The organism is Parablautia sp. Marseille-Q6255, assembly GCF_951230155.1.
GTDB lineage: Bacteria > Bacillota > Clostridia > Lachnospirales > Lachnospiraceae > Choladousia.
In genome coordinates, this window is sequence record NZ_CATNVD010000022.1 from 38,163 (window position 1) to 63,258 (window position 25,096).

24 protein-coding genes are annotated in these 25,096 nt (G+C 50.7%); 21 read left to right on the top strand and 3 right to left on the bottom strand.

The window, feature by feature from the left end:
• Nucleotide 1 precedes the first annotated feature (1 nt).
• From QOX44_RS16085 to nudC, 8 genes are all read left to right on the top strand, one after another.
• Entirely contained in the window at nt 2-820 is an 819-nt protein-coding gene (locus tag QOX44_RS16085) for a phosphatidate cytidylyltransferase (protein WP_283684657.1), read from the top strand.
• A gap of 29 nt (nt 821-849) precedes the next feature.
• Entirely contained in the window at nt 850-1,992 is a 1,143-nt protein-coding gene (gene dxr, locus QOX44_RS16090; protein WP_283684658.1) for a 1-deoxy-D-xylulose-5-phosphate reductoisomerase, read from the top strand.
• Between the two features lies 1 nt (nt 1,993).
• On the top strand, nt 1,994-3,025 hold the full coding sequence (rseP, locus tag QOX44_RS16095) for an RIP metalloprotease RseP (protein WP_283684660.1): 1,032 nt from the start codon (nt 1,994-1,996) through the stop codon (nt 3,023-3,025).
• A gap of 488 nt (nt 3,026-3,513) precedes the next feature.
• Nucleotides 3,514-4,563: a recombinase RecA gene (gene recA, locus QOX44_RS16100; RefSeq protein WP_283684663.1), complete on the top strand. Its 1,050-nt coding sequence runs from the start codon at nt 3,514-3,516 to the stop codon at nt 4,561-4,563.
• Nucleotides 4,564-4,589: 26 nt separating this feature from the next.
• Nucleotides 4,590-5,204 (top strand): regulatory protein RecX, encoded by a 615-nt coding sequence (locus QOX44_RS16105; RefSeq protein ID WP_283684665.1) that lies wholly within the window; start codon nt 4,590-4,592, stop codon nt 5,202-5,204.
• Between the two features lie 121 nt (nt 5,205-5,325).
• A complete protein-coding gene (rny, locus tag QOX44_RS16110) occupies nt 5,326-6,867 on the top strand; it encodes a ribonuclease Y (protein ID WP_283684700.1) in 1,542 nt (513 codons plus the stop codon).
• Nucleotides 6,868-7,032: 165 nt separating this feature from the next.
• A complete protein-coding gene (locus QOX44_RS16115) occupies nt 7,033-7,800 on the top strand; it encodes a hypothetical protein (RefSeq protein ID WP_283684667.1) in 768 nt (255 codons plus the stop codon).
• A gap of 91 nt (nt 7,801-7,891) precedes the next feature.
• Nucleotides 7,892-8,800, top strand: coding sequence for an NAD(+) diphosphatase (nudC, locus tag QOX44_RS16120; protein ID WP_283684669.1), 909 nt, complete (start codon nt 7,892-7,894; stop codon nt 8,798-8,800).
• Nucleotides 8,801-8,872: 72 nt separating this feature from the next.
• Here the strand turns inward: nudC and QOX44_RS16125 are convergent, their stop codons facing one another.
• On the bottom strand, nt 8,873-10,546 hold the full coding sequence (locus QOX44_RS16125) for a glycoside hydrolase family 13 protein (RefSeq protein WP_283684670.1): 1,674 nt from the start codon (nt 10,544-10,546) through the stop codon (nt 8,873-8,875).
• A 17-nt stretch (nt 10,547-10,563) separates the two neighbouring features.
• Entirely contained in the window at nt 10,564-11,280 is a 717-nt protein-coding gene (locus QOX44_RS16130) for a hypothetical protein (protein ID WP_283684671.1), read from the bottom strand.
• 187 nt (nt 11,281-11,467) lie between these two features.
• Between QOX44_RS16130 and QOX44_RS16135 the strand changes: the two genes are divergently transcribed.
• From QOX44_RS16135 to QOX44_RS16185, 11 genes are all read left to right on the top strand, one after another.
• Nucleotides 11,468-12,913, top strand: coding sequence for a Sapep family Mn(2+)-dependent dipeptidase (locus QOX44_RS16135; RefSeq protein WP_283684672.1), 1,446 nt, complete (start codon nt 11,468-11,470; stop codon nt 12,911-12,913).
• Between the two features lie 97 nt (nt 12,914-13,010).
• Entirely contained in the window at nt 13,011-14,246 is a 1,236-nt protein-coding gene (locus QOX44_RS16140; RefSeq protein ID WP_283684673.1) for a galactokinase, read from the top strand.
• A 167-nt stretch (nt 14,247-14,413) separates the two neighbouring features.
• Complete coding sequence (locus tag QOX44_RS16145; protein WP_283684675.1) at nt 14,414-15,706, top strand: homoserine dehydrogenase; 1,293 nt, start codon at nt 14,414-14,416, stop codon at nt 15,704-15,706.
• Nucleotides 15,707-15,720: 14 nt separating this feature from the next.
• Nucleotides 15,721-16,269: a bifunctional adenosylcobinamide kinase/adenosylcobinamide-phosphate guanylyltransferase gene (locus QOX44_RS16150; protein ID WP_283684677.1), complete on the top strand. Its 549-nt coding sequence runs from the start codon at nt 15,721-15,723 to the stop codon at nt 16,267-16,269.
• Between the two features lie 62 nt (nt 16,270-16,331).
• Nucleotides 16,332-17,108 (top strand): adenosylcobinamide-GDP ribazoletransferase, encoded by a 777-nt coding sequence (gene cobS / locus QOX44_RS16155; RefSeq protein WP_283684678.1) that lies wholly within the window; start codon nt 16,332-16,334, stop codon nt 17,106-17,108.
• Between the two features lie 18 nt (nt 17,109-17,126).
• Complete coding sequence (locus QOX44_RS16160; RefSeq protein ID WP_283684680.1) at nt 17,127-17,570, top strand: GtrA family protein; 444 nt, start codon at nt 17,127-17,129, stop codon at nt 17,568-17,570.
• A 21-nt stretch (nt 17,571-17,591) separates the two neighbouring features.
• Nucleotides 17,592-18,134, top strand: a complete 543-nt coding sequence (locus QOX44_RS16165) for a bifunctional adenosylcobinamide kinase/adenosylcobinamide-phosphate guanylyltransferase (protein WP_283684681.1) — start codon at nt 17,592-17,594, stop codon at nt 18,132-18,134.
• Nucleotides 18,131-18,817 (top strand): histidine phosphatase family protein, encoded by a 687-nt coding sequence (locus QOX44_RS16170; RefSeq protein WP_283684682.1) that lies wholly within the window; start codon nt 18,131-18,133, stop codon nt 18,815-18,817. The genes QOX44_RS16165 and QOX44_RS16170 overlap by 4 nt, the downstream gene beginning before the upstream one ends.
• Entirely contained in the window at nt 18,810-19,922 is a 1,113-nt protein-coding gene (cobT, locus tag QOX44_RS16175) for a nicotinate-nucleotide--dimethylbenzimidazole phosphoribosyltransferase (RefSeq protein WP_283684683.1), read from the top strand. Before QOX44_RS16170 ends, cobT begins: the two co-directional genes overlap by 8 nt.
• A 75-nt stretch (nt 19,923-19,997) precedes the next feature.
• Nucleotides 19,998-20,765 carry an ABC transporter ATP-binding protein gene (locus QOX44_RS16180; RefSeq protein WP_283684685.1) on the top strand — a complete coding sequence of 256 codons (768 nt, stop codon included), beginning with the start codon at nt 19,998-20,000 and terminating at the stop codon, nt 20,763-20,765.
• Nucleotides 20,758-21,564, top strand: coding sequence for an ABC transporter permease (locus QOX44_RS16185; protein WP_283684687.1), 807 nt, complete (start codon nt 20,758-20,760; stop codon nt 21,562-21,564). The genes QOX44_RS16180 and QOX44_RS16185 overlap by 8 nt, the downstream gene beginning before the upstream one ends.
• Before the next feature lie 10 nt (nt 21,565-21,574).
• On the opposite strand, the gene QOX44_RS16190 is transcribed toward QOX44_RS16185, so the two are convergent.
• Complete coding sequence (locus QOX44_RS16190; RefSeq protein ID WP_283684688.1) at nt 21,575-22,210, bottom strand: epoxyqueuosine reductase QueH; 636 nt, start codon at nt 22,208-22,210, stop codon at nt 21,575-21,577.
• Nucleotides 22,211-22,419: 209 nt separating this feature from the next.
• Between QOX44_RS16190 and argH the strand changes: the two genes are divergently transcribed.
• Together argH and asd are read left to right on the top strand one after the other, a co-directional pair.
• On the top strand, nt 22,420-23,817 hold the full coding sequence (gene argH / locus QOX44_RS16195; protein ID WP_283684689.1) for an argininosuccinate lyase: 1,398 nt from the start codon (nt 22,420-22,422) through the stop codon (nt 23,815-23,817).
• Nucleotides 23,818-23,927: 110 nt separating this feature from the next.
• Nucleotides 23,928-25,013 carry an aspartate-semialdehyde dehydrogenase gene (gene asd, locus QOX44_RS16200; protein WP_283684691.1) on the top strand — a complete coding sequence of 362 codons (1,086 nt, stop codon included), beginning with the start codon at nt 23,928-23,930 and terminating at the stop codon, nt 25,011-25,013.
• Nucleotides 25,014-25,096: the final 83 nt, after the last annotated feature.

A 25,096-nucleotide genomic window follows, 5' to 3' on the forward strand; every position in this document is an offset into this window, starting at 1 on the left:
TATGTTTCGCACAAGATTGTTAAGCGGGATCGTTCTGGTGGCCCTTGCACTTGTACTGCTGATCACAGGCGGACCGGTGCTTGCGGCATCGCTGCTGGCGATCTCCATTATCGGTCTGAATGAGCTGTATCGGGCGCTGGGTATTGAAGACGGGAAGTTCTCCCCTCTTGCAGCAGTAGGATATCTGGGATGCTTTTTCTATTATATGATTGTAATTCTGGATCTTTCTGCATATACTATGACAGTACTGATCGCTCTTCTCATTTTATTTATGGCTGTGTATGTATTTACATATCCGCGCTACAAGACTGATCAGGTCACAGGTGCGTTTTTTGGCGTTGTATATGTGGCTGTGATGCTTTCCTGCATCTACGAGCTGCGCATTATGGAGCACGGAGTGTTCCTCGTATGGCTGATCTTTATCAGCTCCTGGGGATGTGATACCTGTGCGTACTGTGTTGGCATGCTGTTTGGAAAACATAAGATGTCGCCGAAGCTCAGCCCTAAAAAGTCTGTTGAGGGAGCTGTTGGCGGTGTGGTAGGCGCAGCCTTGATCGGAGCAATCTATGCGGCGGCGATCGCAGGCTGGATGGACGGCGGTACGCATACCATGATGAGCTTTGCAGTGATCTGCGCTCTGGGAGGTCTGATCTCTATGGTCGGCGATCTGGCGGCATCAGCGATCAAGCGCAATCGCGGGATCAAGGATTACGGAAAGCTGATCCCGGGGCATGGAGGGATCCTTGACCGTTTTGACAGCGTGATTTTTATCGCGCCGGTGATCTATTATCTGGCGCAGGCATTTTCAGGTGTATTTTAGACGGTATGTGAGGAAAGGATGAAGTACAGATGAAAAAGATAGCAATTCTCGGCTCTACGGGTTCCATCGGTACACAGACACTGGAGGTCGTAAGGGCAAACGGTGATATAGAGGTTACAGCGCTTTCCGCAGGAAAGAACATCCGGCTGCTGGCACAGCAGATCCGCGAGTTTCGTCCACGTATAGCAGCTGTGTGGGAGGAAGCAGATGCAAAGGAGCTGCGGCTTCTGGTGGCAGATCTTCCGGTTACCGTCGTATCCGGGATGGAAGGATTAAAGGAGGTCGCAGTCTGTGAAGAGACGCAGGTTCTCGTGACAGCGATCGTCGGGATGATCGGCATCGTGCCGACGATCGAGGCGATCAAAGCAGGAAAGGACATTGCGCTTGCGAACAAAGAGACGCTGGTGACAGCCGGACATATCATTATGCCGCTTGCAAAGGAGCACGGGGTACGCATTCTTCCGGTCGACAGCGAGCACAGTGCGATTTTTCAGGCGCTCAATGGAGAGGACGGCAGAGCGATCGACAAGATCCTGCTTACCGCATCGGGAGGGCCATTTCGCGGCCGCACGTATTGCGAGCTTGAAAAGGTCCGCGTGGAGGACGCACTGAAGCATCCGAACTGGGCAATGGGGCAGAAGATCACGATTGATTCTGCCAGCATGGTAAATAAAGGTCTGGAAGTTATGGAGGCGCGCTGGTTGTTTGGCACAGACCTCGATCAGATACAGGTAGTGATCCAGCCGCAGAGCATCATTCATTCGATGGTGCAGTTTGCTGATGGAGCGGTGATCGCGCAGCTTGGCACCCCGGATATGAAGCTTCCGATCCAGTATGCGCTGTACTATCCGCAGAGACGTTTTCTTGCAGGAGAGCGCCTCGACTTTGCAAAGATTGGCAGCATCACGTTTGAAGATCCGGATCTGGATACATTTCTCGGATTGAAATATGCGTTTGAGGCGGCGCGCACAGGCGGTTCTATGCCGACGGTGTTCAATGCGGCGAATGAACGCGCGGTCAGCAAGTTTTTGAACCGCCAGATCGGGTTTACCGATATTTATGAGATCATCCGTTTCTGTATGGATGAGCATCAGGTGATCGCGTCCCCGGATGTGGATCAGATCCTGAATACAGAGCAGGCAGTATACGATATTATTGAAAGCAGGTGGTAATTTGAAGATTCTTATAGCGCTGCTGATATTTAGCGTCATCATCATTGTACATGAGCTGGGGCATTTTCTGTTTGCGAAAATGAACGGCATCACAGTTGTGGAATTCTCTCTGGGAATGGGACCGCGTCTGTTAAGTCATGAATGGGGAGGCACCAGATACTCTCTGAAGCTTCTTCCATTTGGCGGTTCCTGTATGATGCTTGGTGAGGACGGTGAAGATGAGGGAGAGGGAACATTCGGAAGCAAATCCGTGTGGGCAAGGATTTCCGTGATCGCAGCAGGACCGATCTTCAATTTTATTCTTGCATTTGTACTTTCTATTTTTATTATCGGCAATATCGGGTATGACGAGCCGATCATCCGCGGTGTGACGGAAGGACTTCCTGCCCAGGCAGCGGGACTGCGGGCAGGGGACCGGATCACCAAAATGAACGGCAAAAAGATCATGCTGTATCGGGAAATATCGAATTACGGAATGTTTCACAGCGGAGAGACGGTCGTGTTTGAATATGAGCGTGACGGAAGGACGCATACGGCGACTGTGACTCCCGAGCTGACAGATTCGGGCTATCTGTATGGTGTACAGGGCAGCGTGAATATCAGAAAAAAAACAAATCCGATCGAGACACTGCGCTACAGCGCTCATGAGGTCTATTACTGGATCGATGTCACGCTGCAAAGCCTGAAAATGCTTGTGACAGGAGGCGTGACGCTCGATGACATGGCGGGACCGGTCGGAGTTGTGGATGCGATCGGTGATACGTATGAGGCGAGCAGACAGGACGGACTGCTGTACGTCTGGCTGAATCTTGTCAATATGGCGATCCTGCTGACGGCGAATCTTGGCGTTATGAATCTGCTGCCTCTGCCGGCGCTCGATGGAGGAAGACTTGCCTTTCTGATCGTTGAGGCGATCCGCGGCAAGAAAGTCAATCAGGAGCTGGAAGCGCGGATCCATATGACAGGACTGCTGCTTTTGATGGTCCTGATGGTAGTCGTGATGTTTAATGACGTGAGAAAGATACTGATGTAAAAAAACGTCAGGATTTGGAAAGGCAAAGGAACGTGTTATATTTATGCTATGGCGCAAAATGGCGTTGTGGTCAAAGTAAAGGTGAAGGTAAAATAGCAGTTTAAAACACAGATCGGATTTAGTTTCGGGGAATACCGCGATTTTGCGGTATTCCCTGTATTTTTTCTTACTATTCAGACGCTTTTTCTGCCTCTTATTTCTGCCGTCAGGCATCATTTCAGAAATCCCAATGCTTTGTAATCCACAGACAAAGGGAAGTTTACTGTTTTGTAATTTGCTCTTGCTGCTTGACAAAGGAACTGAAAAGTGATAATATGAGGATATGTAAAAATAATATGAGTATTTTTGAATGCCTGCAGGAAAGGCAGCAGATTCGATTTACGATATGAAGTTCAGAGAGATTTGCAAAGAACCGCTTGACAATTATGCAGAAGTATACTAGGATAAAGAAAGAAATACGAACATTAGTTCGGTAAAGGAGAACAGACATGGGACAGGATGATAAGTTAAAAGCATTGGACGCTGCGCTTGCGCAGATTGAGAAGCAGTTTGGAAAAGGCTCTGTGATGAAGCTGGGTGATACCGGAGCCAATATGAATATAGAGACGGTTCCGACGGGCTCTTTGAGCCTTGACATTGCACTGGGGCTTGGCGGCGTACCAAAGGGACGTATCGTGGAGATCTATGGACCGGAGTCGAGCGGTAAGACGACAGTGGCTCTGCATATGGTAGCCGAGGTACAGAAGCGTGGCGGCATTGCAGGATTTATTGACGCAGAGCATGCGCTTGATCCTGTATATGCGAAAAATATCGGAGTGGATATTGACAATCTTTACATTTCGCAGCCGGACAATGGCGAGCAGGCGCTTGAGATTACTGAGACAATGGTACGCTCCGGAGCTGTAGACATCATTATCGTTGACTCGGTAGCTGCTCTCGTACCAAAGGCAGAGATTGATGGAGACATGGGGGATTCTCACGTAGGACTCCAGGCGCGTCTGATGTCGCAGGCGCTGCGTAAACTGACCGGCGTGATCAGCAAGTCCAACTGCAGCGTGATCTTTATCAACCAGCTTCGTGAGAAGGTTGGTGTGATGTTCGGTAATCCTGAGACGACGACAGGCGGCCGTGCGCTCAAGTTTTATTCGTCGATCCGCCTTGATGTCCGCCGTATCGAAGCGCTCAAGCAGGGCGGAGAGGTGATCGGGAACAGAACGCGCGTCAAGGTAGTGAAAAACAAGATCGCGCCTCCATTTAAGGAAGCAGAGTTTGACATCATGTTTGGAAAGGGCATTTCCCGCGAGGGAGATATTCTTGATCTTGCTGCAAACAATAATATCGTGAACAAGAGCGGCGCATGGTATGCTTACAACGGCGAAAAGATCGGTCAGGGACGGGAAAATGCAAAGCTGTATCTGCGCGAGCATGCGGATGTTATGGCAGAGCTTGATCGAAAGGTGCGCGAGCAGTACGGTCTGATCGAAGCCCAGGAGGAGCCGGAGGCGGCGATCGTGCAGCCTGAGGGATCCGACGAATAAACGGTCTGAGAGGACGATTCGGTGATATGAGACAGATACAGGAGCTTCGAAAGCTGAGCGGGGGAAGATATCTTGTTGTTTTCGAGGATGGATCGTGTTTTCCATTATATGCGAAAGAGCTGGATGCGTTTTCCATACGCGAGGGCGGGACGCTTTCGGAGAAAGATTTTGAGAAGATCCAGGGCGAGCTGCTTACAAAGCGTGCAAAGCTGTGCGCGATGCATTTTCTGCAGCGGATGGATCGGACAGAGCAGCAGCTCCGGAAGAAGCTGGAAACGCTTTTTTATCCGGCTGATGTTGTGGAAACGGCAGTTTCTTATGTAAAGAGCTATCACTACATTGATGATGTGCGCTATGCCGTCAGCTTTATGGAGTACCGCAGAGAAGAAAAAAGTGTGCGGCGGATGGAGCAGGAGCTTCTGCAAAAGGGAATATCAAAAGAAACCTTTCGGGAAGCCCTGGCGCAGATAGAGACGCCGGACGAGGAACAGCAGATCCGGCGCTGGCTGGACAAGAAGCATTACGCCAGCGTCTGCCAGGATCAAAAAGAGAGGGAGCGGATCTATCGTTTTCTTTTAAGAAAAGGCTACAGCTCTTCAGCAGTGAGACGTGCGATGGATATGGAATATTTGTATGAATAGCTGAATGTTCCAAAACACAGACACAATTACTTGACATATATGACAAAACAGTATAAAATTGAGGTGTTGTCTAAGGACAATTAAAATTGAATAAGGAGGTGCTCCTGTGCCTGAAACAGTAATGCTGATTATTGCTGTTGCGATCACCCTGATCATTGCAGTACCGGTGTCTGCTCTGGTTGCTATTAACTACAGAAAAAATGTAGTTGAGGCAAAGCTTGGAAATGCAGATGAGAAAGCAAGACAGATCATCGATGATGCACTCAAGGTTGCAGAGACAAAAAAGCGTGAAGCACTTCTGGAAGCGAAGGAAGAATCTTTGAAGACGAAGAATGAGTTGGACAAAGAGACGAGAGAACGCCGTACAGAATTGCAGCGCTATGAGAAGCGAGTATTATCAAAAGAAGAAAGTGTTGATAAGAAAGCTGACGCTCTGGAACGCAGGGAATCAGGGATTGCAGCGAAGGAAGACGAGCTAAAGAAGAAAAGCGCAGAAGTGGAAAAGCTTCGCGACCAGAGACTTCATGAACTCGAAAGAATTTCAGGACTTACCTCTGAACAAGCAAAAGAATATCTTTTAAAAACTGTTGAAGATGAAGTAAAGATTGACACTGCCAAGCTTTATAAAGAGCTTGAGAGCAGGGCAAAGGAAGAAGCAAACAAAAAAGCAAAGGAATACGTGGTCACAGCGATCCAGAAATGTGCTGCAGACCATGTTGCAGAAACTACGATTTCTGTGGTACAACTGCCAAATGACGAGATGAAGGGAAGGATTATCGGACGTGAAGGACGAAATATCCGTACCCTTGAGACGCTCACCGGAGTAGATCTGATCATTGATGATACGCCGGAAGCAGTTATCTTGTCGGGCTTTGATCCGATCAGAAGAGAGGTTGCAAGGATTGCTCTTGAAAAGCTGATCGTGGATGGCCGAATCCATCCGGCCAGAATTGAAGAAATGGTGGAGAAAGCACAAAAAGAAGTAGAGACGATAATCCGTGAGGAAGGAGAAGCCGCTACGCTTGAGGTTGGCGTACATGGCATCCATCCGGAACTGGTTCGTTTGCTTGGAAGAATGAAATACAGGACGAGCTATGGACAGAATGCGCTGAAACATTCGATCGAAGTAGCCCAGCTTTCCGGTCTGCTTGCCGGAGAGATCGGCGTAGATGTAAGAATGGCAAAGCGTGCCGGATTATTGCATGATATTGGCAAGTCCATCGACCATGAGATCGAAGGCTCCCATATCCAGATCGGAGCGGATCTTTGCAGAAAGTACAAAGAGTCTGCCACTGTGATAAATGCGGTAGAATCACATCATGGCGATGTTGAAGCGGAATCACTGATCGCCTGCATCGTGCAGGCTGCTGATACGATCTCGGCAGCCCGTCCGGGAGCGAGACGCGAGACGCTTGAAACATATACAAACAGATTAAAACAGTTAGAAGATATTACAAATACCTTTAAGGGTGTTGACAAATCATTTGCTATTCAGGCAGGTAGAGAGATTCGAGTTATGGTAGTTCCAGAGCAGGTCAATGATGCTGATATGGTACTTCTGGCAAGAGATATTTCAAAGCAGATTGAAGCAGAGCTTGAATATCCGGGTCAGATCAAGGTCAGTGTGATCCGCGAGAGCAGAGTAGTTGACTATGCAAAATAGGCTTGGAAAAAGAAATAAGTAAGTAAAAAGAACCCTGTGGCCGGTTGTGTCCACAGGGTTCTTTTGAAAAAATATTAAAAAAATTAAGAAAATCCTCTGTTGATTAAATGGACGCTTCCTATTATACTTTAAGAAGAACAGGAATACGTTCGGGAGATGATAATAATGAAAAGAGTATTGAACGGTAAAAACATACATATGCTGATCATGGCAGCGGCGCTGGCCGCAGGGCTTTCTATAGGTTCTGGTGTGTCCGGCGGGACAGTTGCGCTGGCGGAAGAGGCTATGGGATATTTTGATGAGCAGGGTAACTGGATTGAGGAACCCCAGACAGGTATGGATGAGATGGCAGCTGACGTGCCTTCTGGAGAGTCTGTCGGACCCACAGAGGAGACAGCTTCAGATGGGGCGATAGAGATCATGGGCGAGGGCGCGGCAGATCAGGGCGCAGACGCCAGTGAGGCGGCGGAGACAGAGCCTTCTCAGAGGACAGGGACTTATACAGTTGCGTCAGGATGGGCAGTAGATGATGCGGCAGGCACACAGGAGCAGACCGTGTACAAACAGGAGGGAAAGACAGGACAGGATCAAACCTCCACGATCACCTGCAGCTACATGGATACAGATTTTTCTGTACTGGAGTATGAGCAGCTTCGGGATATGCTCACAAATAATCTGCTCTACAGCAATGTCAATGCGCAGCTTAGCTCCAGCGCGATCTATACGGATGCAAAGGACTATCTGTACATACTGATCGTAGACGACGCCTCGGCAGAGTATCGCGATATTTACTGCTATGTAGTTGGCGATTATCGCTGCTTCAGCGTACAGATCCAGGAATACCGTGCAGAGGCAGAGGAGCTTCGCGCTCAGAAGAAGCAGACACCGCAGGAGGTGGGGCAGAGCGTGGCAGAGGGCTTTGTCTGGAACTGAAACAACAAAAAAGCTTAATAGACCGCTGCAGGATATACCAGGAAAAGGTATATTTTGCAGCGGTATTTTGAGGGAAAAGAGGGAATGACATATGATCCAGGACATAGGGGCCGGCAGATACCACAATGAATACAAAAATTGCAGACCGGATAAAAACAGTCAGGTGATATGCTGCCGCGGCAGAGAGATTTTTGTCGCAAAGCGGGAACAGGAGCCGACAGCTGAGGAGGAAAATGGGAAAGAGAAGGAGTGCGCATCAGAGATTACGTTTCCTTCCTATGATCAGGTGATCGCAGCATTCCCACAGCTTGAGGGGAAAGAGACGTATTTGTTTTCGATTGATGAGGTGTCTTATTTTCTGTTTCGCGAGGAGAACGGGGAGGAGCTTGTCAGGCAGGCGCAGGAGGTCTTCCGGGGGTTTGGATGGGAACGGATGGAGCTGCTGCGCACGGCGTACCCGCGTGAGAGGGCATTTGCCGGTGTGACAGGCATGCAGCTTGCAAACTGGTATGCGGGGCACCGGTTTTGCCCGCAGTGCGGCACCAGGCTTTTGCACAGTGAAAAAGAGAGGATGCTTTTTTGTCCATCGTGCAGGCGGACAGAGTATCCGAAAATTTCTCCGGCAGTGATCGTGGGTGTGACAGACGGCGATGAGATCCTGCTGACGAAATATGCGGGAAGAGCTTTTACAAAATATGCGCTGATCGCCGGCTTTGCAGAGATAGGAGAGAGCATAGAGGATACCGTGCGCCGGGAGGTGATGGAGGAGGTTGGACTGAAGGTCAAAAACCTCCGCTATTATAAGAGCCAGCCCTGGTCTTTTTCCGATACGCTTTTGATGGGATTTTTTGTGCAGGTCGATGGGGATCGCACCGTCCGGTTGGACAGGACAGAGCTTTCTGTCGCGACCTGGTGTAAAAGAGAAGATGTGCCGCAGGATGACGGTCTTAGCCTGACGCGGGAAATGATGCGGGTATTTCGGGAGAATCGCAGGATATAAGGAAACATCCGTCCGTGCACAGACTTATAAAATCTGAGATCAGATTTGCTTGCAGAAGAAATCCTTCTGGAGTCACAGCTCCAGAAGGATTTTTGCCTCATAGCTTCGCAGTGTCAGACATTCCTTTTTGGGGTCGAAAACGGTATCGGGATAATTTGACAGCAGCGTACGGAAGCGTTTAAATGGCAGTGCAGCCTCCTGAGGAGCGCTCTGATAATTGGCCAGAACAAGGATATTCTGCTGATCTGACTGACGCAGAAATGCCGTCAGATTTTTCTGCCCGGCAAGAAATGGCACCGTTTTCCCATAGACCAGCGTTTCTTTATAGCGGGAGTCCCTGCGCAGCGCGATCAGTTTTTTATAGTAGGACAGGACAGAGTTCTCGTCGGCAAGCTGCGAGGCGGCATTGATCGCAGTATAGTTTGGATTGACCGGCAGCCAGGGAGTGCCCTGCGTAAAGCCTGCCTGTGCGCCGTTCGTCCACTGCATCGGAGTGCGTGCATTATCCCGGCTGTATTTTGAAACCGCGGACAATGCTTCCTGATCGGACAGCCCCGCCTTTTTCGCAGTCTCATATTCAGCGAGTGTATTAATATCATCAATATCCTCAATGGAAGAAAAAACGGTGTTTTCCATACCGAGCTCCTGCCCCTGATAGATAAACGGGATACCGCGCAGCATCAGACTGATGGTTGCGAGCATTTTTTTGCCCGTATCGTGGCATCCGTCTGCGGGCAGATAATGACTGGCACCGCGCGGACCATCGTGGTTCTCTATGACATTGGCGTAAAAGCCGATCTCCTGTGCTTCTGCCTGTGATGTAAAAATGCACTGCTTGTAGTCTTCCGGGGTGATCGGTCTGTAGTCATAAAATCCGTTTGCACTGCTGCTAAAGCATACGGGGCGAAAATCAAACATAGTGGAGAAAAAGCCGTCCTCTCCGATGAAACTGCTGAGTTCCTCCGCTTTGGAGTGAAAGACTTCGCCAACGGTGAAGGCGTCGTATTTCTCAAAGGTTTGCTGACGCATTTCCTGAAGAAAAACGCCGATGCCGGAGGCTTCCTCCAGCATATTGTCGATCGAAGAAAGTCCGTCTGCACGGTCTGCCGGATAATCATGGAAAGGGAGCGCTTTTTTGATGTTAATGATCGCGTCAATGCGAAAGCCGCCCAGGCCCTTTTCCAGCCACCAGTTGATATTTTTGTAGATCTCATTTCGGACCTCTGGATTTTCCCAGTTTAGATCGGGCTGCTTTTTATGAAAAACGTGCAGGTAGAGCCGGTCTGTTCCCGGGAGTCGATCCCAGCACGGACCGCCAAAATACGAACGCCAGTTGCATGGAAGCTGTCCGTCATCCTTTTCCAGATAAAAATATTTCCCATATGGACCATCAGGATCAGCGATCGCTTTTTGGAACCAGATATGTTCATCGGAACAGTGGTTTACTACAAGATCCATCAAAATAGAAATGCCGCGTTTTTTTGCCTCAGCGATCAGCTCGTCCATATCTTCCATTGTACCGAAACGGGGATCGATCTGATAATAATCGGCAATATCATAGCCCTGATCGGCAAAAGGAGAGAGATAGACGGGAGACAGCCAGAGGATCTCGATGCCAAGATCCGCGAGGTAATCCAGTTTTTCAATGATCCCCCGGAGATCTCCGATCCCGTCTGCGTTTGTATCGTAAAAGCTCTTTGGGTAGATCTGATAAGCTACTTTATCGTGCCACCATTTTCTTTTCATTTTATTTTCCTTTCCGTTTATAGAAATCTGGTATGGTTTGAGGATTCTTTTGCCGCAGTGTTTTGCAAAGCGATCCACAGAGTGAGAAAAAACAGCGTACAGAAAACAGCGCTGACTGTGGACAGACTGCGGGTATATCTAGCTATGTTCCCGGCTTCCAGAATGGCATTCATATACAGTGGCTGTGCCAGTGTGCTCTCGGGCATCCCCGTGAAGGAGCTGTCAGGCGGGAGCCGGCGGATGATACAGAGGGACACAGCGATATACGTTCCTGCGAGCAGGATCAGGACCCCTGCATATTTTTGAATCCGTTTCTTGATACAAGAAGTATCTGACTGAAACGAAGCGCAGGGTCTTATGATGCGAAAATATAAAAACAAAATAACAGCGCTTCCAAATATAAGCGTATTTAGAGAGCTGGCCAGGAACAGGGCGCGGCTTTTTTGCAGCAGCAGACCGGTGAGCGCGTCAAAGCCTGTTTTTGCACAGGCTGCCGTCAGACCAAAGAGCAGGGAAGCGGTGAAAAGCGTTATCCGTCTGCCGGAACTGACTGCTGCGGCTTTTACGGCGCAGTACATAATACCGGTATACAGCGCCCATAAAAGGAAAGAGAGGAGGAAGGTTTTGTCGAAATGCGACCAGACCATATACGGGATACCTACCAGTGCTCTGGATAATATTCCGAAAAGAACCGTTGTACATAGAACAATAAAATTCTCTCTTTTTTGCATCATTTCTGGACTCCTCTCTGACGGTTGAAACTGCCCTCTGGCGCTGCTGCTGTCCTCTTCTTTTTAAATTCCACGCTTTTTGCAGGCCGTTCATGAAGTGATCATATTGTACCATATTTGGCTTGAGTTCACCACCTGTTTGTAATATAATATGAGTGATTTGATCAGACAGGAAGGAATGTAATCTAATATGTATAAACAAAGGATTGATGAGTTTATTGACAGCAGGCGTGAAGAGATGCTTCGCGATCTGGAGATGCTTGTGCGGATTGACAGCCGCGCCGGAGAGGCCGCAGAGGGGAAGCCTTTTGGGGAAGGTCCGGCAGAGGCGCTTGCGGCGGCGCAGGAGCTGATGGAAAAATATGGTCTGCGTACGACCAATTATGATAATTACGTAGTGACAGGAGATCTGTCCGATCAGGAGAAGGGACTTGACATCCTGGCACATCTGGATGTTGTTCCGGTGACAGATGACTGGACGGTGACGCAGCCGTTTGAGCCGAAGATCGTGGATGGACGTATTTACGGACGCGGCACAGCAGATGACAAGGGACCGGCGATCGCGGCGCTGTATGCGATCCGCGCAGTCAGAGAGCTTGGGATACCGATGAAAAAAAGCGTTCGTCTGATCCTTGGTTCTGATGAAGAGTGCGGATCCGGCGATCTGAAGCATTATTACAGTATAGAGCAGGAGGCGCCGTATACCTTTACTCCGGATGCGGATTTTCCGGTGATCAATATTGAAAAGGGACGTCTGGAGGGGGAAATTGTCGCAGAGTTTTCCAATGGACTTCAGCTTCCAGGGGTTGTCAGCCTGACAAGCGGGGATAAGGCAAACGTAGTACCGCAGAAGGCACACTTTGTAGTTGCGGGCCTGGATGAGACTGTGATCGCTGAGACGGCAGCGCAGCTTGGCGGGCAGATCGGAGTATCCTTTTGCGTAAAGGCGGCAGATGAGAAAGAGGCGGAGGGCTTCGGACCGGAGGTGCCGGTGATTTCCGTAGATGTCAGAGGACAGGCGGCGCATGCGTCTACGCCGCAGGAGGGCAAAAATGCCCTGACTGCCGCACTGCGCCTGATTTCGGAGCTCCCGCTTGCCGTGGATGAAGGGCAGCAGGCTCTTGATGCTTTAAATGAGCTTTTCCCTTATGAGGATACGTGTGCCAGAGCGCTTGGGGTTGCCTGTGAGGAGGAGCATTCCGGTGCACTGACGATGTGTTTCAGTATCCTTTCTTATACACCGCAGCGCATGTCGGGTACCTTTGATGCGCGGCTTCCGATCGGATGTACCGCAGAGAATACGCGGCAGCCGATCGCAGACAGGCTTGCGGAGCACGGGATCACTTTGAAGGATACGCCGATGGTGCATCCGCACTGTGTACCCGGAGACTCTGATTTTGTAAAGATCCTGCTCGAAAGCTATGAGCGTTATACAGGGATTAAGGGAGAGCCGCTTTCTACCGGCGGAGGAACTTACGTGCATAATCTGGAGCGCGGTGTGGCATTTGGCTGCATGACGCCGGAGGTTGACAATCACATGCACGGAGATGATGAGTTTATGGTGATCGATACGCTGATCATGAGTGCAAAGATATTTGCAGATGCGATCGTGCGGATCTGCAATGAGCTGGACTGACCGGCGAAGACGGAGGACAGACGGCAGTGCGTTGGGGCGTGTGGCAGGCAGTACATGCTGCAGATAAGAAAACATACAGGTTAAAGGAGAATTAGCAATGAAGATGCCAGAAAAAGCAACACTTGAGAAAATCTACGGGGAGAGTCAGGAGAGTCTGAAACGGTACGAACGCCTGGCAGAGCGCTTTAAAGAGCTTTACGGGTCGGAGGAGATGGAGTTTTTTACCTCTCCGGGCAGAACAGAGATCGTCGGCAATCATACCGACCATAACGGGGGGCGGATCCTTGCAGCAAGCATCAATATGGATACGATCGGAGCGGCGTATCCGAGCGGGGATGATGTGATCACGATCGTCAGTGAAGGCTACAAAAACCAGGTCGTGATCGACTTAAATGAGCTGGAGTCTGTTCCAAAGAACAAAGGAACACTTTCGCTGGTCGCAGGTATGGTCGTTGCCGCGAAGAAGTGGGGATTTCGGGTTTCTGGTTTTCGCGCGTATGTATCCACACAGGTTATCAGTGCGGCAGGCGTGAGCTCTTCTGCCTCCTTTGAGATGCTGATCTGCTCTATGATCAACTATTTCTTTAATGAGAATAAGCTGCGCAATATTGATTATGCACGCATGGGGCAGTACGCGGAGAATTATTACTGGGACAAGGGCTCCGGCCTGATGGACCAGATGGCATGTGCCTCCGGCGGTACGATCCTTCTGGATTTTTCCAAAAACGACGATGAGCTGTGCCGCCATGTGGACTTTTCCTTTGCACAGATCGGGTATGATCTCGTGATCGTAAATACCGGTAAGGGACATGCGGATCTGAGTGAGGAATACTCCAGTGTGCCGAATGAGATGAAGGAAGCAGCGGCGGCGATGGGAGCAAAGCTGCTCTGTGAAAAAGACATAAAGGAGCTGCTGCAGACGATCCCGAAGATCGACAATGACAGGGCGATCCTGCGCGCGCTGCATTTTTATAAAGAAAATCAGCGCGTAGACAAGGCGTATGAGGCTGCTTTGACGGATGATACGAAGGCACTGCTTGAGGCGATCACTGAGTCAGGGCGTTCTTCCTGGGAATGGCTGCAGAACTGCTATACGACACAGGATGTGAAGGACCAGAAGATTTCTCTGGCGCTGGCTCTTACGCAGCTCTTCCTTGAGCGTACCGGAAAGGGTGTATGCCGTATCCACGGCGGCGGCTTTGCGGGAGTGATCGCATGCGTGCTGCCAAAGGAGGAGACAGCGGATTATGTTTCTTATATTTCAGAATACTTCGGAAGAGAAAATGTATATCCGATGAATATCCGTTTGTTTGGAGCAGGTCACGTAGCGTGATGCACACTGCTGTGCTGTTTTAAGAAAAATAATTTCTGTATCAGGGGTTCCCGTATGCCGGCAGGCAGAAGGGAGCTCCTTTGCTTTTTAAAGACTAAAAAAGGGACTGTGCAGTACATTAAAAATGGTGTAGAATAGGAAACATATCAAAATCAGGGGAGATTATTATGGAAAACAGAAAAATAGGTATTGCGCTTCTGGGACTTGGCACAGTAGGGTTTGGCACGTACAAAGTCCTGAAGGCACAGCAGGAAGAAATGGCATATAAGGTAGGCGCACAGGCAGAGCTGCGCCGCATACTGGTCCGGAACAAGGCAAAGGCTGTGGAACGGACAGGGCAGCCGGAGCTGATCACAGACAGCATGGATGATATTCTGAATGATAAAGAGATCCAGATCGTGGTTGAGCTGATCGGAGGGATCGAGCCTGCGCGGACGTACATAGAAGCAGCGCTGCGCGCAGGAAAGCATGTAGTGACAGCAAATAAGGACCTGATCGCTTCGGATCACGGGAGACTGATGGATCTGGCAAAGGAGAAGCACTGCGACCTGATGTTCGAGGCAGCGGTAGCGGGGGCGATTCCGGTCATCATGCCGCTGAAGCAGTCGCTTGCAGCGAATCATTTAAGCGAAGTGATGGGCATTGTCAATGGCACGACGAATTTTATCCTGACAAAAATGTCCAAAGAGGGCATGGAATTTGAGGAGGCGCTTGCGCTTGCCACAAAGCTTGGATATGCGGAGGCGGATCCTACGGCAGACATTGAGGGACTGGATGCAGGGAGGAAGGTGGCGATCATGGCTTCGATCGCATTTAATTCCCGTGTTTCATTTGAGGACGTGGCGACAGAGGGGATTACGAAGCTGTCTGCGCATGATATCCGCTATGCAAAGGAAATGGGATGCTGCATTAAGCTGATCGGTATGGCTCACAGCGACGGAGCTTCTGTGGAGGCGTATGTGGCGCCGATGCTGATCCCGGAGGATCATCCGCTTGCATCTGTCAATGATTCCTACAATGCGGTATTTGTCCGCGGAGATGCCGTGGAGGACGCCATGTTTCTCGGACGCGGGGCAGGCGAGCTTCCGACTGCGAGCGCAGTGGCGGGGGATGTGTTTGATGTGGTGCGCAATATTGTGCATGGCTGCAACGGCAGGATCTCCTGCACCTGTTTTAAGCATCTTCCGGTCGTTGCAATGGAGGATGTGCACAGCAAGTATTTTCTCCGCGTAGAAGTAGAGGACAGGATCGGTGTGCTGGCAGACATCGCAAATGTATTTGCCGGCTCCGGGGTCAGTGTAGAACAGATTATCCAGAAGCAGAAAACGGGTGACAATACGGAGATCGTCGTAATTACAGATAAGGTGCGGGAAGGTGATTTTAAGGAAGCGGTGCAGCGCATTGCCGATCATCCTGCCACACGGGCGATTCGTTCGACGATTCGCGTATATACGGCGTAAGGGAGGCGGATGCAGTGCTGCATTTGATCACAGGAGGCAGCGGGAGCGGCAAATCAGGATATGCAGAGCGGCAGGTGCAGATGGCAGGCCCGGGCAGGAGGATCTATATTGCCACAATGATCCCGTATGGAGAGGATGGCAGGCAGAGAGTGGAGCGCCACAGGAAGCTTCGCCGGGAAAAGAATTTTGAGACAGTAGAATGCTATACCGGGCTTGGATCACTGTCCCTGCCCGCAGATGCGATCGTCCTGTTGGAATGTATGTCAAATCTGGTTGCAAATGAGATTTTTGAACCGGACGGCGCGCATGAACGGACCGTTCAGACTGTACTGGAGGGGGTCGACCATCTGCTGGAGCAGGTACAGTCTCTTTTTATCGTCACAAATGAGATTTTTTCAGACGGTATGACGTATGATGAGGAGACAAGGCGATATCTGTCCTGCCTGGGAGCGGTGAACCAGGCGCTTGCCGCGCGCGCAGACCAGGTGACAGAGGTAGTCTGCGGGATCCCGTGTGAGATAAGGCGCCAGGCCCCAGAAGGAGGGCGCGGTGCAAAAAGATAGTATCCCGCGCAGTGTGCAGGAAAATAACGTATGCCGTGTATAACGGCGGAATGGAGTAGAAAATGATAAAACGATGGTGGAGCAGCCTGAATATTGCATTTTCCATGTATTCGAGACTTCCGGCTGCTCAGTGTGACTGGTCAGAGGAAAATATGCGCTATGTTATGTGCTTTTTTCCGTGGATCGGTATAGTGATCGGCGCATTGTGCGTGGGCTGGGCGGCTCTGGCGGATATTCTGGCAGTGGGCGCGCCGCTTAGAAATGTCATCCTGATGCTGATCCCGGTCGCGGTGAGCGGCGGTATCCATCTGGACGGTCTGCTCGATACGGCGGATGCGATGAGCTCATGGCGGCCGCGCGAAAAGCGTCTGGAGATCCTGAAGGATTCTAATTCAGGCGCGTTTGCCGTTATCGCGTGCGGCGTCTACTTTTTTTTGGCGTATGCAGTAGCAGATGCGGTGCACGGAAAACAGATCCTCGTATATGCGCTCGTATTTGTCATTTCGCGTTCCCTCAGCGGTCTGTCTGTTGTGACATTTCCCAAAGCGTCTGCAAACGGGACTGTCGCCGGTTTTGCAAAAAATGCGCAGACACGGGTGATCCAGAGCGTACTGATCTGCTATATCATTGGCGTGTTTGCTGTACTTTTGTTTCTTGAGCCGGTTTTTGCAGTTGTAGCAGCAGCAGCGGCGGCGCTTGTTTTTATATGGTATTATCGGATGGCAATGAAATATTTTGGCGGGATCAATGGGGATCTGGCCGGGTGTTTTCTTTCTGTCTGCGAGGTGGCAGTGCCGCTTGCAGTCGTTTTGGCGGATCTGGTGATACGGGCAATCTGAGAAAGGAGCTTATTTTTGGTGGAACAGTTATTGCATTTGTATAAAAAATACAAAGAGATCATCCATTATCTGATCTTTGGCGGGCTTACAACGGTCGTAAGTCTTGTAGTGTACTACGGCTGCGTATTTACTTTTCTGGATCCGGAGTCGGCACTGCAGCTGCAGGCAGCAAATATCCTGTCCTGGATCGCGGCAGTCACATTTGCGTATCTTACAAACCGCAAATACGTTTTTGAGAGCAGAAGGCGCTGCAGCTTCAAAGAGGCGGCAGCTTTTTATGGGTCCAGAGCGACGACGCTTCTGCTTGATATGGCATGTATGTTTATCATGGTGACCGTACTGGGCTGGAATGATAAGGCGGCAAAGCTGATCGTACAGGTGATCGTCATGGTCGGAAACTATGTGCTGAGTAAATTCTTTGTATTTCGGAAAGAAACGTCTGCGGATACTGCAGAAAAATAATCATTTAGGGAGATGAAATGAGTGAAGCTGATCATCGGCGGAGCATATCAGGGAAAGCTGGCATATGCAAAAGACAGGTATAAGATAACAGATGGATGGATAGATGGAAGCTGCTGTGGGGAGGATGAACTGTGGAGCTGCCAGGGCATCTGTCATTTTCATGAATACGTCAGGAGGATGCTGGAAGAAAAATACGCAAAGGCCGGGGAAAACGGGATACAGCCGCAGGCGCTGCTTACCGCAGTAAATATAGAAGAGGAGGCTGCCCGGTTTGCGCACAGGCTGTACCAGCATAATCCCGGGATTGTCGTCATTTCAAATGAACTGGGCTGCGGCGTAGTTCCGGTAGAGCGCTTCGACCGGATGTGGAGAGAGCTGACCGGACGGATCTGCGTCTGTCTGGCAGAGTATTCGGAGGAGGTCATTCGGGTGGTCTGCGGACTGGGGATAACACTGAAGGGATGCTGCAGGGAAGAATGCGCATATCAGGAGGCCGGAGACGACAAAAAGATGGAAAAACAGATGAAAAAACAGATGGAAAAACAGGCAGGTGAACAGCTATGAGAGTCTGTCTGATCCGCCATGGGAGCACGGCAGGAAATCTGGAAAAACGGTACGTGGGAACAACGGATGAACCACTGACGGACGGGGCGGTACATGCGCTAAAAGAGCTGCAGGTATGTCCGGGGGCAGATCAGGAGGCGCGCGCGGTGATCGTCAGTCCGCTTCGCCGCTGCATTGAGACGGCCCACCTTCTTTTTCCGCAGGAAAAGCTTCGGATTGCAGAAGATCTGCGGGAATGTGCATTTGGAAAATTTGAGTATAAAAACTATCAGGAGCTCTCCGGGGATCCTGATTATCAGGCGTGGATCGACAGTGGAGGAGAACTGCCCTTTCCGGGCGGCGAGAGCCGGGCAGCGTTTTCCGACCGGTGCTGCCGCGCATTTGTGCAGGCGTGCGTGGACGCGCAGCGGGAAGGGTACAAGGAGGCAGTATTTGTGGTCCATGGCGGGACGATCATGGCGGTCATGGAACGGTTCGCACTGCCGCACCGGCCGTATTTTGAGTGGCAGGTGAAAAACGCGGAGGGATTTTCCGGCGGGCTTTTTTGGAAAACGGATGCACATGGAAAACAGCGGCCGGAGATAAAGGAGATAAGTACCTGGAATCATACAACACTGCTTACAAAAAAAGAGACTGCAGCTCCGGCGGCAGTATGGACAGATAAGGAGAGACGTAATGGCTGATAAAATGGCAGATACATATAAAACAGATACGAGAACCGCTATCAGAGAAGGAGAGACGCTGGAGGAGACGCTGCGCAGCATAGAGCCATATGATGCAGAGGCTGCCAGTCTGTGTAAAAAGCGCTGGGACAGCATTGCAAAGCCGCTGCACAGCCTGGGCTGGATGGAGGACAGTATTGCGCGCATTGCAGGTGCGCAGCACAGTGCGCAGGTGCGCACGGAGAAGAAGATACTGATCCCCATGTGCGCGGACAACGGCATTGTAGCGGAGGGAGTGACGCAGACCGGACAGGAGGTAACAGCGATCGTAGCAGAAAATTTTCTGGATGACAAATCCTGTGCGGCTATCATATGCCAGATGAGCGGAGCGCAGATCCGCCCGATCGATATCGGGATGGCAGTGGACACGGCGCGCGTGGAAAAACGCAAGATCGCATATGGCACGAAAAATTTTGCAAAGGAGCCTGCGATGTCACGCGAGGAGGCGGTGCGCGCAGTCGAGACCGGCATCCGGCTTGTGGCAGAGCTGAAGGAAGAGGGCTATGATCTTATCGCGACAGGGGAAATGGGCATCGGCAATACGACGACCTCGAGCGCGGTAGCGTCTTCTCTGCTTGCGGTGGATGCCAGAGAGATGACCGGGCGCGGCGCAGGGCTTTCGAGCGAAGGGCTGCAGAGAAAGATACAGGTTATACAGGAGGCGATTGAGCGATGGGATCTGACACAGAAAGATCCGATCACGGTTCTTTCCTGTGTAGGAGGGTTTGACATTGCGGGGATCACAGGACTGTTCCTGGGAGGCGCGAGGTATCATGTCCCGGTGCTGATAGACGGATTTATTTCTTCTGTGGCGGCGCTTCTGGCTGTGCGGCTGTGCCCGCAGGCGAAGGGCTATATGCTTGCAACGCATGTGTCAAAGGAGCCGGCTTCCCGCAGGATCCTGGAAGAGCTCCGGCTTGCCCCGGCACTCGATGCAGGCATGTGCCTCGGAGAGGGAAGCGGAGCGGCGGCGGCTTTTCCGCTGATCGATATGGGCACCAGGATCTATCACAAAATGAGTACATTTGAGCAGATCCAGGTAGAAGCCTATCAGGAGCTGAGCTAGAAAAGGGCTGGCCGTTTGCACCAAAGTCATCTGATCTCATATGATAAAGTAGATCAGAAGAGGGGGTGTAAGGATGTGAAGCCATTGTTGGAACTGGAAAATGTCAGTTACGCATATCACAGTAAAAACGGCGAAACCTTTGCTTTATCAGATATATCCTTTCAGGTACAACGAGGGGAATTTATTGCTGTAGTAGGACCGAGCGGCTGTGGAAAATCCACGCTGCTCTCTTTAATTTCAGGACTGCTGCGTCCGGAGGGCGGCAGGATCTTGCTGGAGGGAGAAACAGAGAATACCTTTCGGGAAAAGATCGGATACATGCTGCAAAAGGACCATCTGTTTGAATGGCGGACGATCTACCGGAATGTGGTGCTCGGGCTGGAGATCCAGCACAAATTGAACAATGAATCAAGAACCCGGGTGGATAAGATGCTGATGGATTACGGCCTTTACAGATTCCGCAGCGCCAGACCGAGCGAGCTCTCCGGAGGAATGCGTCAAAGAGCGGCACTGATCCGGACTCTGGCGCTGGATCCGGAGCTTTTGCTCTTAGATGAGCCATTTTCAGCGCTTGATTTTCAGACGCGTCTTTCGGTGTGTGATGATGTATACAGCATTTTGCGCAGAGAAAAAAAGACGGCTATCCTTGTCACGCATGATCTGTCGGAGGCAGTGAGTATGGCGGACCGGATCATTGTACTGAGCGCCCGGCCGGCGCGGGTAAAAAAAATACTCAGGATCAGATTTGCAGAACAGGCACAGACGCCTTTTGAACGGAGAAATATGCCGGAATTTAAGGAATATTTTAATCTGTTGTGGAAGGAGCTGAATGAGCATGGATAAAAAGAGAGGAGTATCGCAGACACAGCTTGACTATCTGCAGGGATTAAAACGAAGGCAGTACCGGATCACGGCAGTACAGATCCTTATCTTTGTTGTCTTTTTGCTTCTGTGGGAGACAGCAGTACAGCTCGGATGGATCGACGGCTTTATTTTCAGCAGTCCGTCCCGTGTGCTGAAAACATTTGGAATGATGTGGAAGGATCGCAGCATTTTCCTGCATACCGGAATCACGCTTGCAGAGACGCTGATAAGCTTTGTCCTGGTCGTAGTGGCAGGAGTGAGTATTTCTGTAGTTTTGTGGTACAACACAGAGCTTTCAGAAATCCTGGAGCCGTATCTGGTGGTACTCAACAGCCTGCCCAAGTCGGCGCTTGCTCCTTTGCTGATCGTATGGCTGGGAGCAAATATGAAATCGATCATTGTGGCCGGGATATCAATTGCGATTTTTGGGACTGTCCTGAATCTTTATACCGGATTCCGGGAAATGGATCCAGATAAGGTCAAGCTCATCTATACGCTCCAGGGAAGGCGCACGGACGTACTTTCCAAGGTGATCCTGCCGGGTACGGTGCCTCTGCTTGTCAGCGTGATGAAGGTAAATATCGGCCTGTGCCTTGTCGGGGTAGTGATCGGAGAGTTCATCGGGGCAAGACAGGGGCTGGGGTACCTGATCATTTATGGAAGCCAGGTGTTTAAGCTTGACTGGGTGATTATGTCGATCGTGATCCTGTGCCTGATCGCTATGGCGCTTTACGGCGTACTGGGGATCATCGAGCGCAGATGCCGCAAGGACGGCTGAGGGAGCGCGCCTATGACTGCTGCCTTGCGGCTCGTTCCTGTCTGGAAAAGACACAGCCGCAGTAGTCCTGGCGGTAGAGCTGATACTGGGCGGACAGCTCGATCGAGCGTTTGTAGCCGTTTTTCTTTTTGAAGTCGGAGGGGAGCCATGCGACGCCGTACCGGGCGGCGGTTTCCTCTCCGATTTTGTTTAATACGGCAGCATTTTTGAGGGGACTGATCGTCAGTGTAGTCGTAAAAAAATCGAAATGCTCTCTGGCAGCGATGCGGGCTGTTTCTTCTAAACGCAGCTGAAAGCATGCATGGCAGCGGGCACCGCCCTCGGGGATCTGTTCCAGACCGCGCACTGCATCGTAAAACTCGCGGGAGTCGAACCGCCCTTCGATAAAGTGGATATCCGATGCGGCAGGGAGCGTTTCGATCAGCCGCTTCTGTTCCCCGGAGCGGCGGTAAAACTCTTCTTCGGGATAAATGTTCGGATTATAGTAGAGCACTGTAATCTGGAAATATTCGCTGAGGTATTCAAGTACATAGCTGCTGCAGGGTGCGCAGCAGCTGTGCAAAAGAAGAGAAGGACGCGGTTGATTAGGAATGCGGGCGAGCACGCGCTCCAGCTCTTTTTGATAATTTCGGTTTGTCTGATTCATATCGCAACTCCTTTTGGGACTGTTTTTCTTTTTCCTGTTTCCGCATATCAGTATAGCGCAGGAGCGGGCGCGAGACAAGATGGCGCGGGATAATTTTGTCCCGGACAGGATTTTGACACAAGAAAGGAAGTATGTCTTGTCATCAATTCTTTGTTGTGATAGACTTAAAAATTATCAGAAAAAGCAGTGTTAGAAGGAGAAAAGAGGATATGGCACAGTTATGGGGCGGCCGTTTTACAAAAGAAACGGACCAGATCGTTTATGATTTTAATGCATCGATCTTATTTGACCGGCGTTTGTACAAGCAGGATATTGAAGGCAGCATGGCGCATGTTCGGATGCTGCAAAAGCAGGGGATCCTCACAGCGCAGGAATGTGAGCAGATCGTCCACGGACTGCTTGGCATTCTCCAGGATGTGGACAGTGGAGCGCTTGAGATCACATCGGAGTATGAGGATATCCACAGCTTTGTGGAGGCAAATCTGATCGCGCGTATCGGTGAGACAGGGAAAAAGCTGCATACAGGAAGGAGCCGCAATGATCAGGTAGCGCTTGATATGCGCCTGTATGTGCGCGATGAGATCCGCAATACGGATCATCTGCTGTATGAGCTGCTTCAGGTGCTGCTTCGGATCATGGAAGAGCATCTTGATACATTCATGCCGGGTTTTACGCATTTGCAGAAGGCGCAGCCGGTGACGCTTGCTCATCATATCGGAGCGTATTTTGAGATGTTCCGGCGTGACCGTTCACGGCTTGCGGATATTTTGGAGCGGATGAATTACTGCCCCCTGGGGGCGGGCGCGCTTGCGGGAACGACGTATCCGCTCGACCGCGGCTTTACAGCGGAGCTGCTGGGCTTTGCGGGACCGACGAGAAACAGTATGGATTCCGTATCAGACCGGGACTATGTGATCGAATATCTGGCGGCTCTGTCTACGATCATGATGCATCTGAGCCGTTTTTCTGAAGAGATCATTATCTGGAATTCCAATGAATACCAGTTTGTAGAGCTGGACGATGCGTACAGCACAGGGAGCAGCATCATGCCGCAGAAGAAGAATCCTGATATTGCCGAGCTGGTGCGTGGAAAGACAGGCCGCGTCTACGGGGCTTTGATGGGGATTTTGACGACAATGAAAGGACTCCCGCTTGCGTATAATAAGGACATGCAGGAGGACAAGGAGGGCGTGTTCGATGCGATCGACACGGTGACGTCCTGTATTACGCTCTTTACGGGCATGATGGATACTATAAAATTCAATAAAAATGCAATGGAGGCATCCTCCAGGAACGGATTTACAAACGCGACGGATGTGGCAGATTATCTTGTGAACCACGGCGTGCCGTTTCGTGATGCGCACAGCATTTCCGGAAGACTTGTGCTTTTGTGCATTGAACAGGGGAAGGCGTTAGATGACCTGACTCTGGATGAGTTCCGCGAGTACAGCAGCTGCTTTGAGGAGGATATTTATGAGGCGATCAGCATGAAGACCTGTGTGGAAAAGCGGCTGACGCTTGGCGCTCCCGGGCGTGCGGCTATGGAGGAATTCCTGAGCGGGTGCCGGGAATACATAGAAGAGGAGCAGGACCTGCTGCGACTTTAAAAGGAATATGAGATTTTCTCTTGACACAGAGAAAAAAGAAGCGTATTTTATATAAAAACAATTGTTCGCCACAGGAGAACAAAGCTAAGACACATGAGGAGAATGAAAAAATGAGCCAGAAATTAAGAGTAGGTATTTTGGGAGCAACAGGAATGGTAGGGCAGAGATTTATCTCTTTGCTGGAGAATCATCCGTGGTTTGAGGTGACGGTCGTGGCAGCCAGTGCGCGCAGCGCCGGAAAGACGTATGAGGAAGCGGTAGGCGGACGCTGGAAGATGACGACACCGATGCCGGAGGGTGTAAAAAAGCTTGTGGTCATGAATGTCAATGAAGTGGAGGCAGTCGCAGCAGGCGTTGATTTTGTATTTTCTGCTGTAGATATGTCAAAGGATGAGATCAAGGCGATCGAGGAAGCGTATGCGAAGACAGAGACGCCGGTTGTTTCCAACAACAGCGCGCACCGCTGGACTCCGGATGTGCCGATGGTAGTGCCGGAGATCAATCCGCAGCATTTCGAGGTGATCAAATACCAGAAGCAGCGCCTTGGCACAACGCGCGGTTTCATTGCGGTAAAGCCAAACTGCTCCATCCAGAGCTACGCTCCGGTGCTGACTGCATGGAAGGAATTTGAACCGTACGAGGTAGTAGCGACTACCTATCAGGCGATCTCAGGCGCCGGAAAGACCTTTAAGGACTGGCCGGAGATGGTAGAAAATATCATCCCGTACATCGGCGGAGAAGAAGAAAAGAGTGAGAAAGAGCCGCTTCGCCTCTGGGGAGAGATCAAAAATGGCGTGATCGAGCCGGCACAGGAGCCGAAGATCACCTGCCAGTGTATCCGTGTTCCGGTGCTCAATGGTCACACGGCAGCAGTATTTGTGAAATTCCGCAAAAAACCGACCAGGGAGCAGCTTATTGAAAAGCTGGAAAGCTTTCGCGGCGTTCCGCAGGAGCTGGATCTTCCAAGCGCGCCGAAGCAGTTTATCCGCTATATGACGGAGGATAACCGCCCGCAGGTACAGCTTGATGTGGACTACGAGAACGGCATGGGAGTATCGATCGGACGCATCCGGGAGGATTCCATCTATGATTTCAAGTTTGTCGGACTTTCCCACAACACGGTCCGCGGCGCGGCAGGCGGCGCTGTTCTGTGCGCGGAGACGCTTAAAGCGCAGGGCTATATCCAGCCAAAATAAATTTTTATTGCAAAAGCGATGAAAAGTAACGTATAATAAAAGGGTTGTTGTAAAATAGCTATATTTTGCAGCAGCCCCTTTTC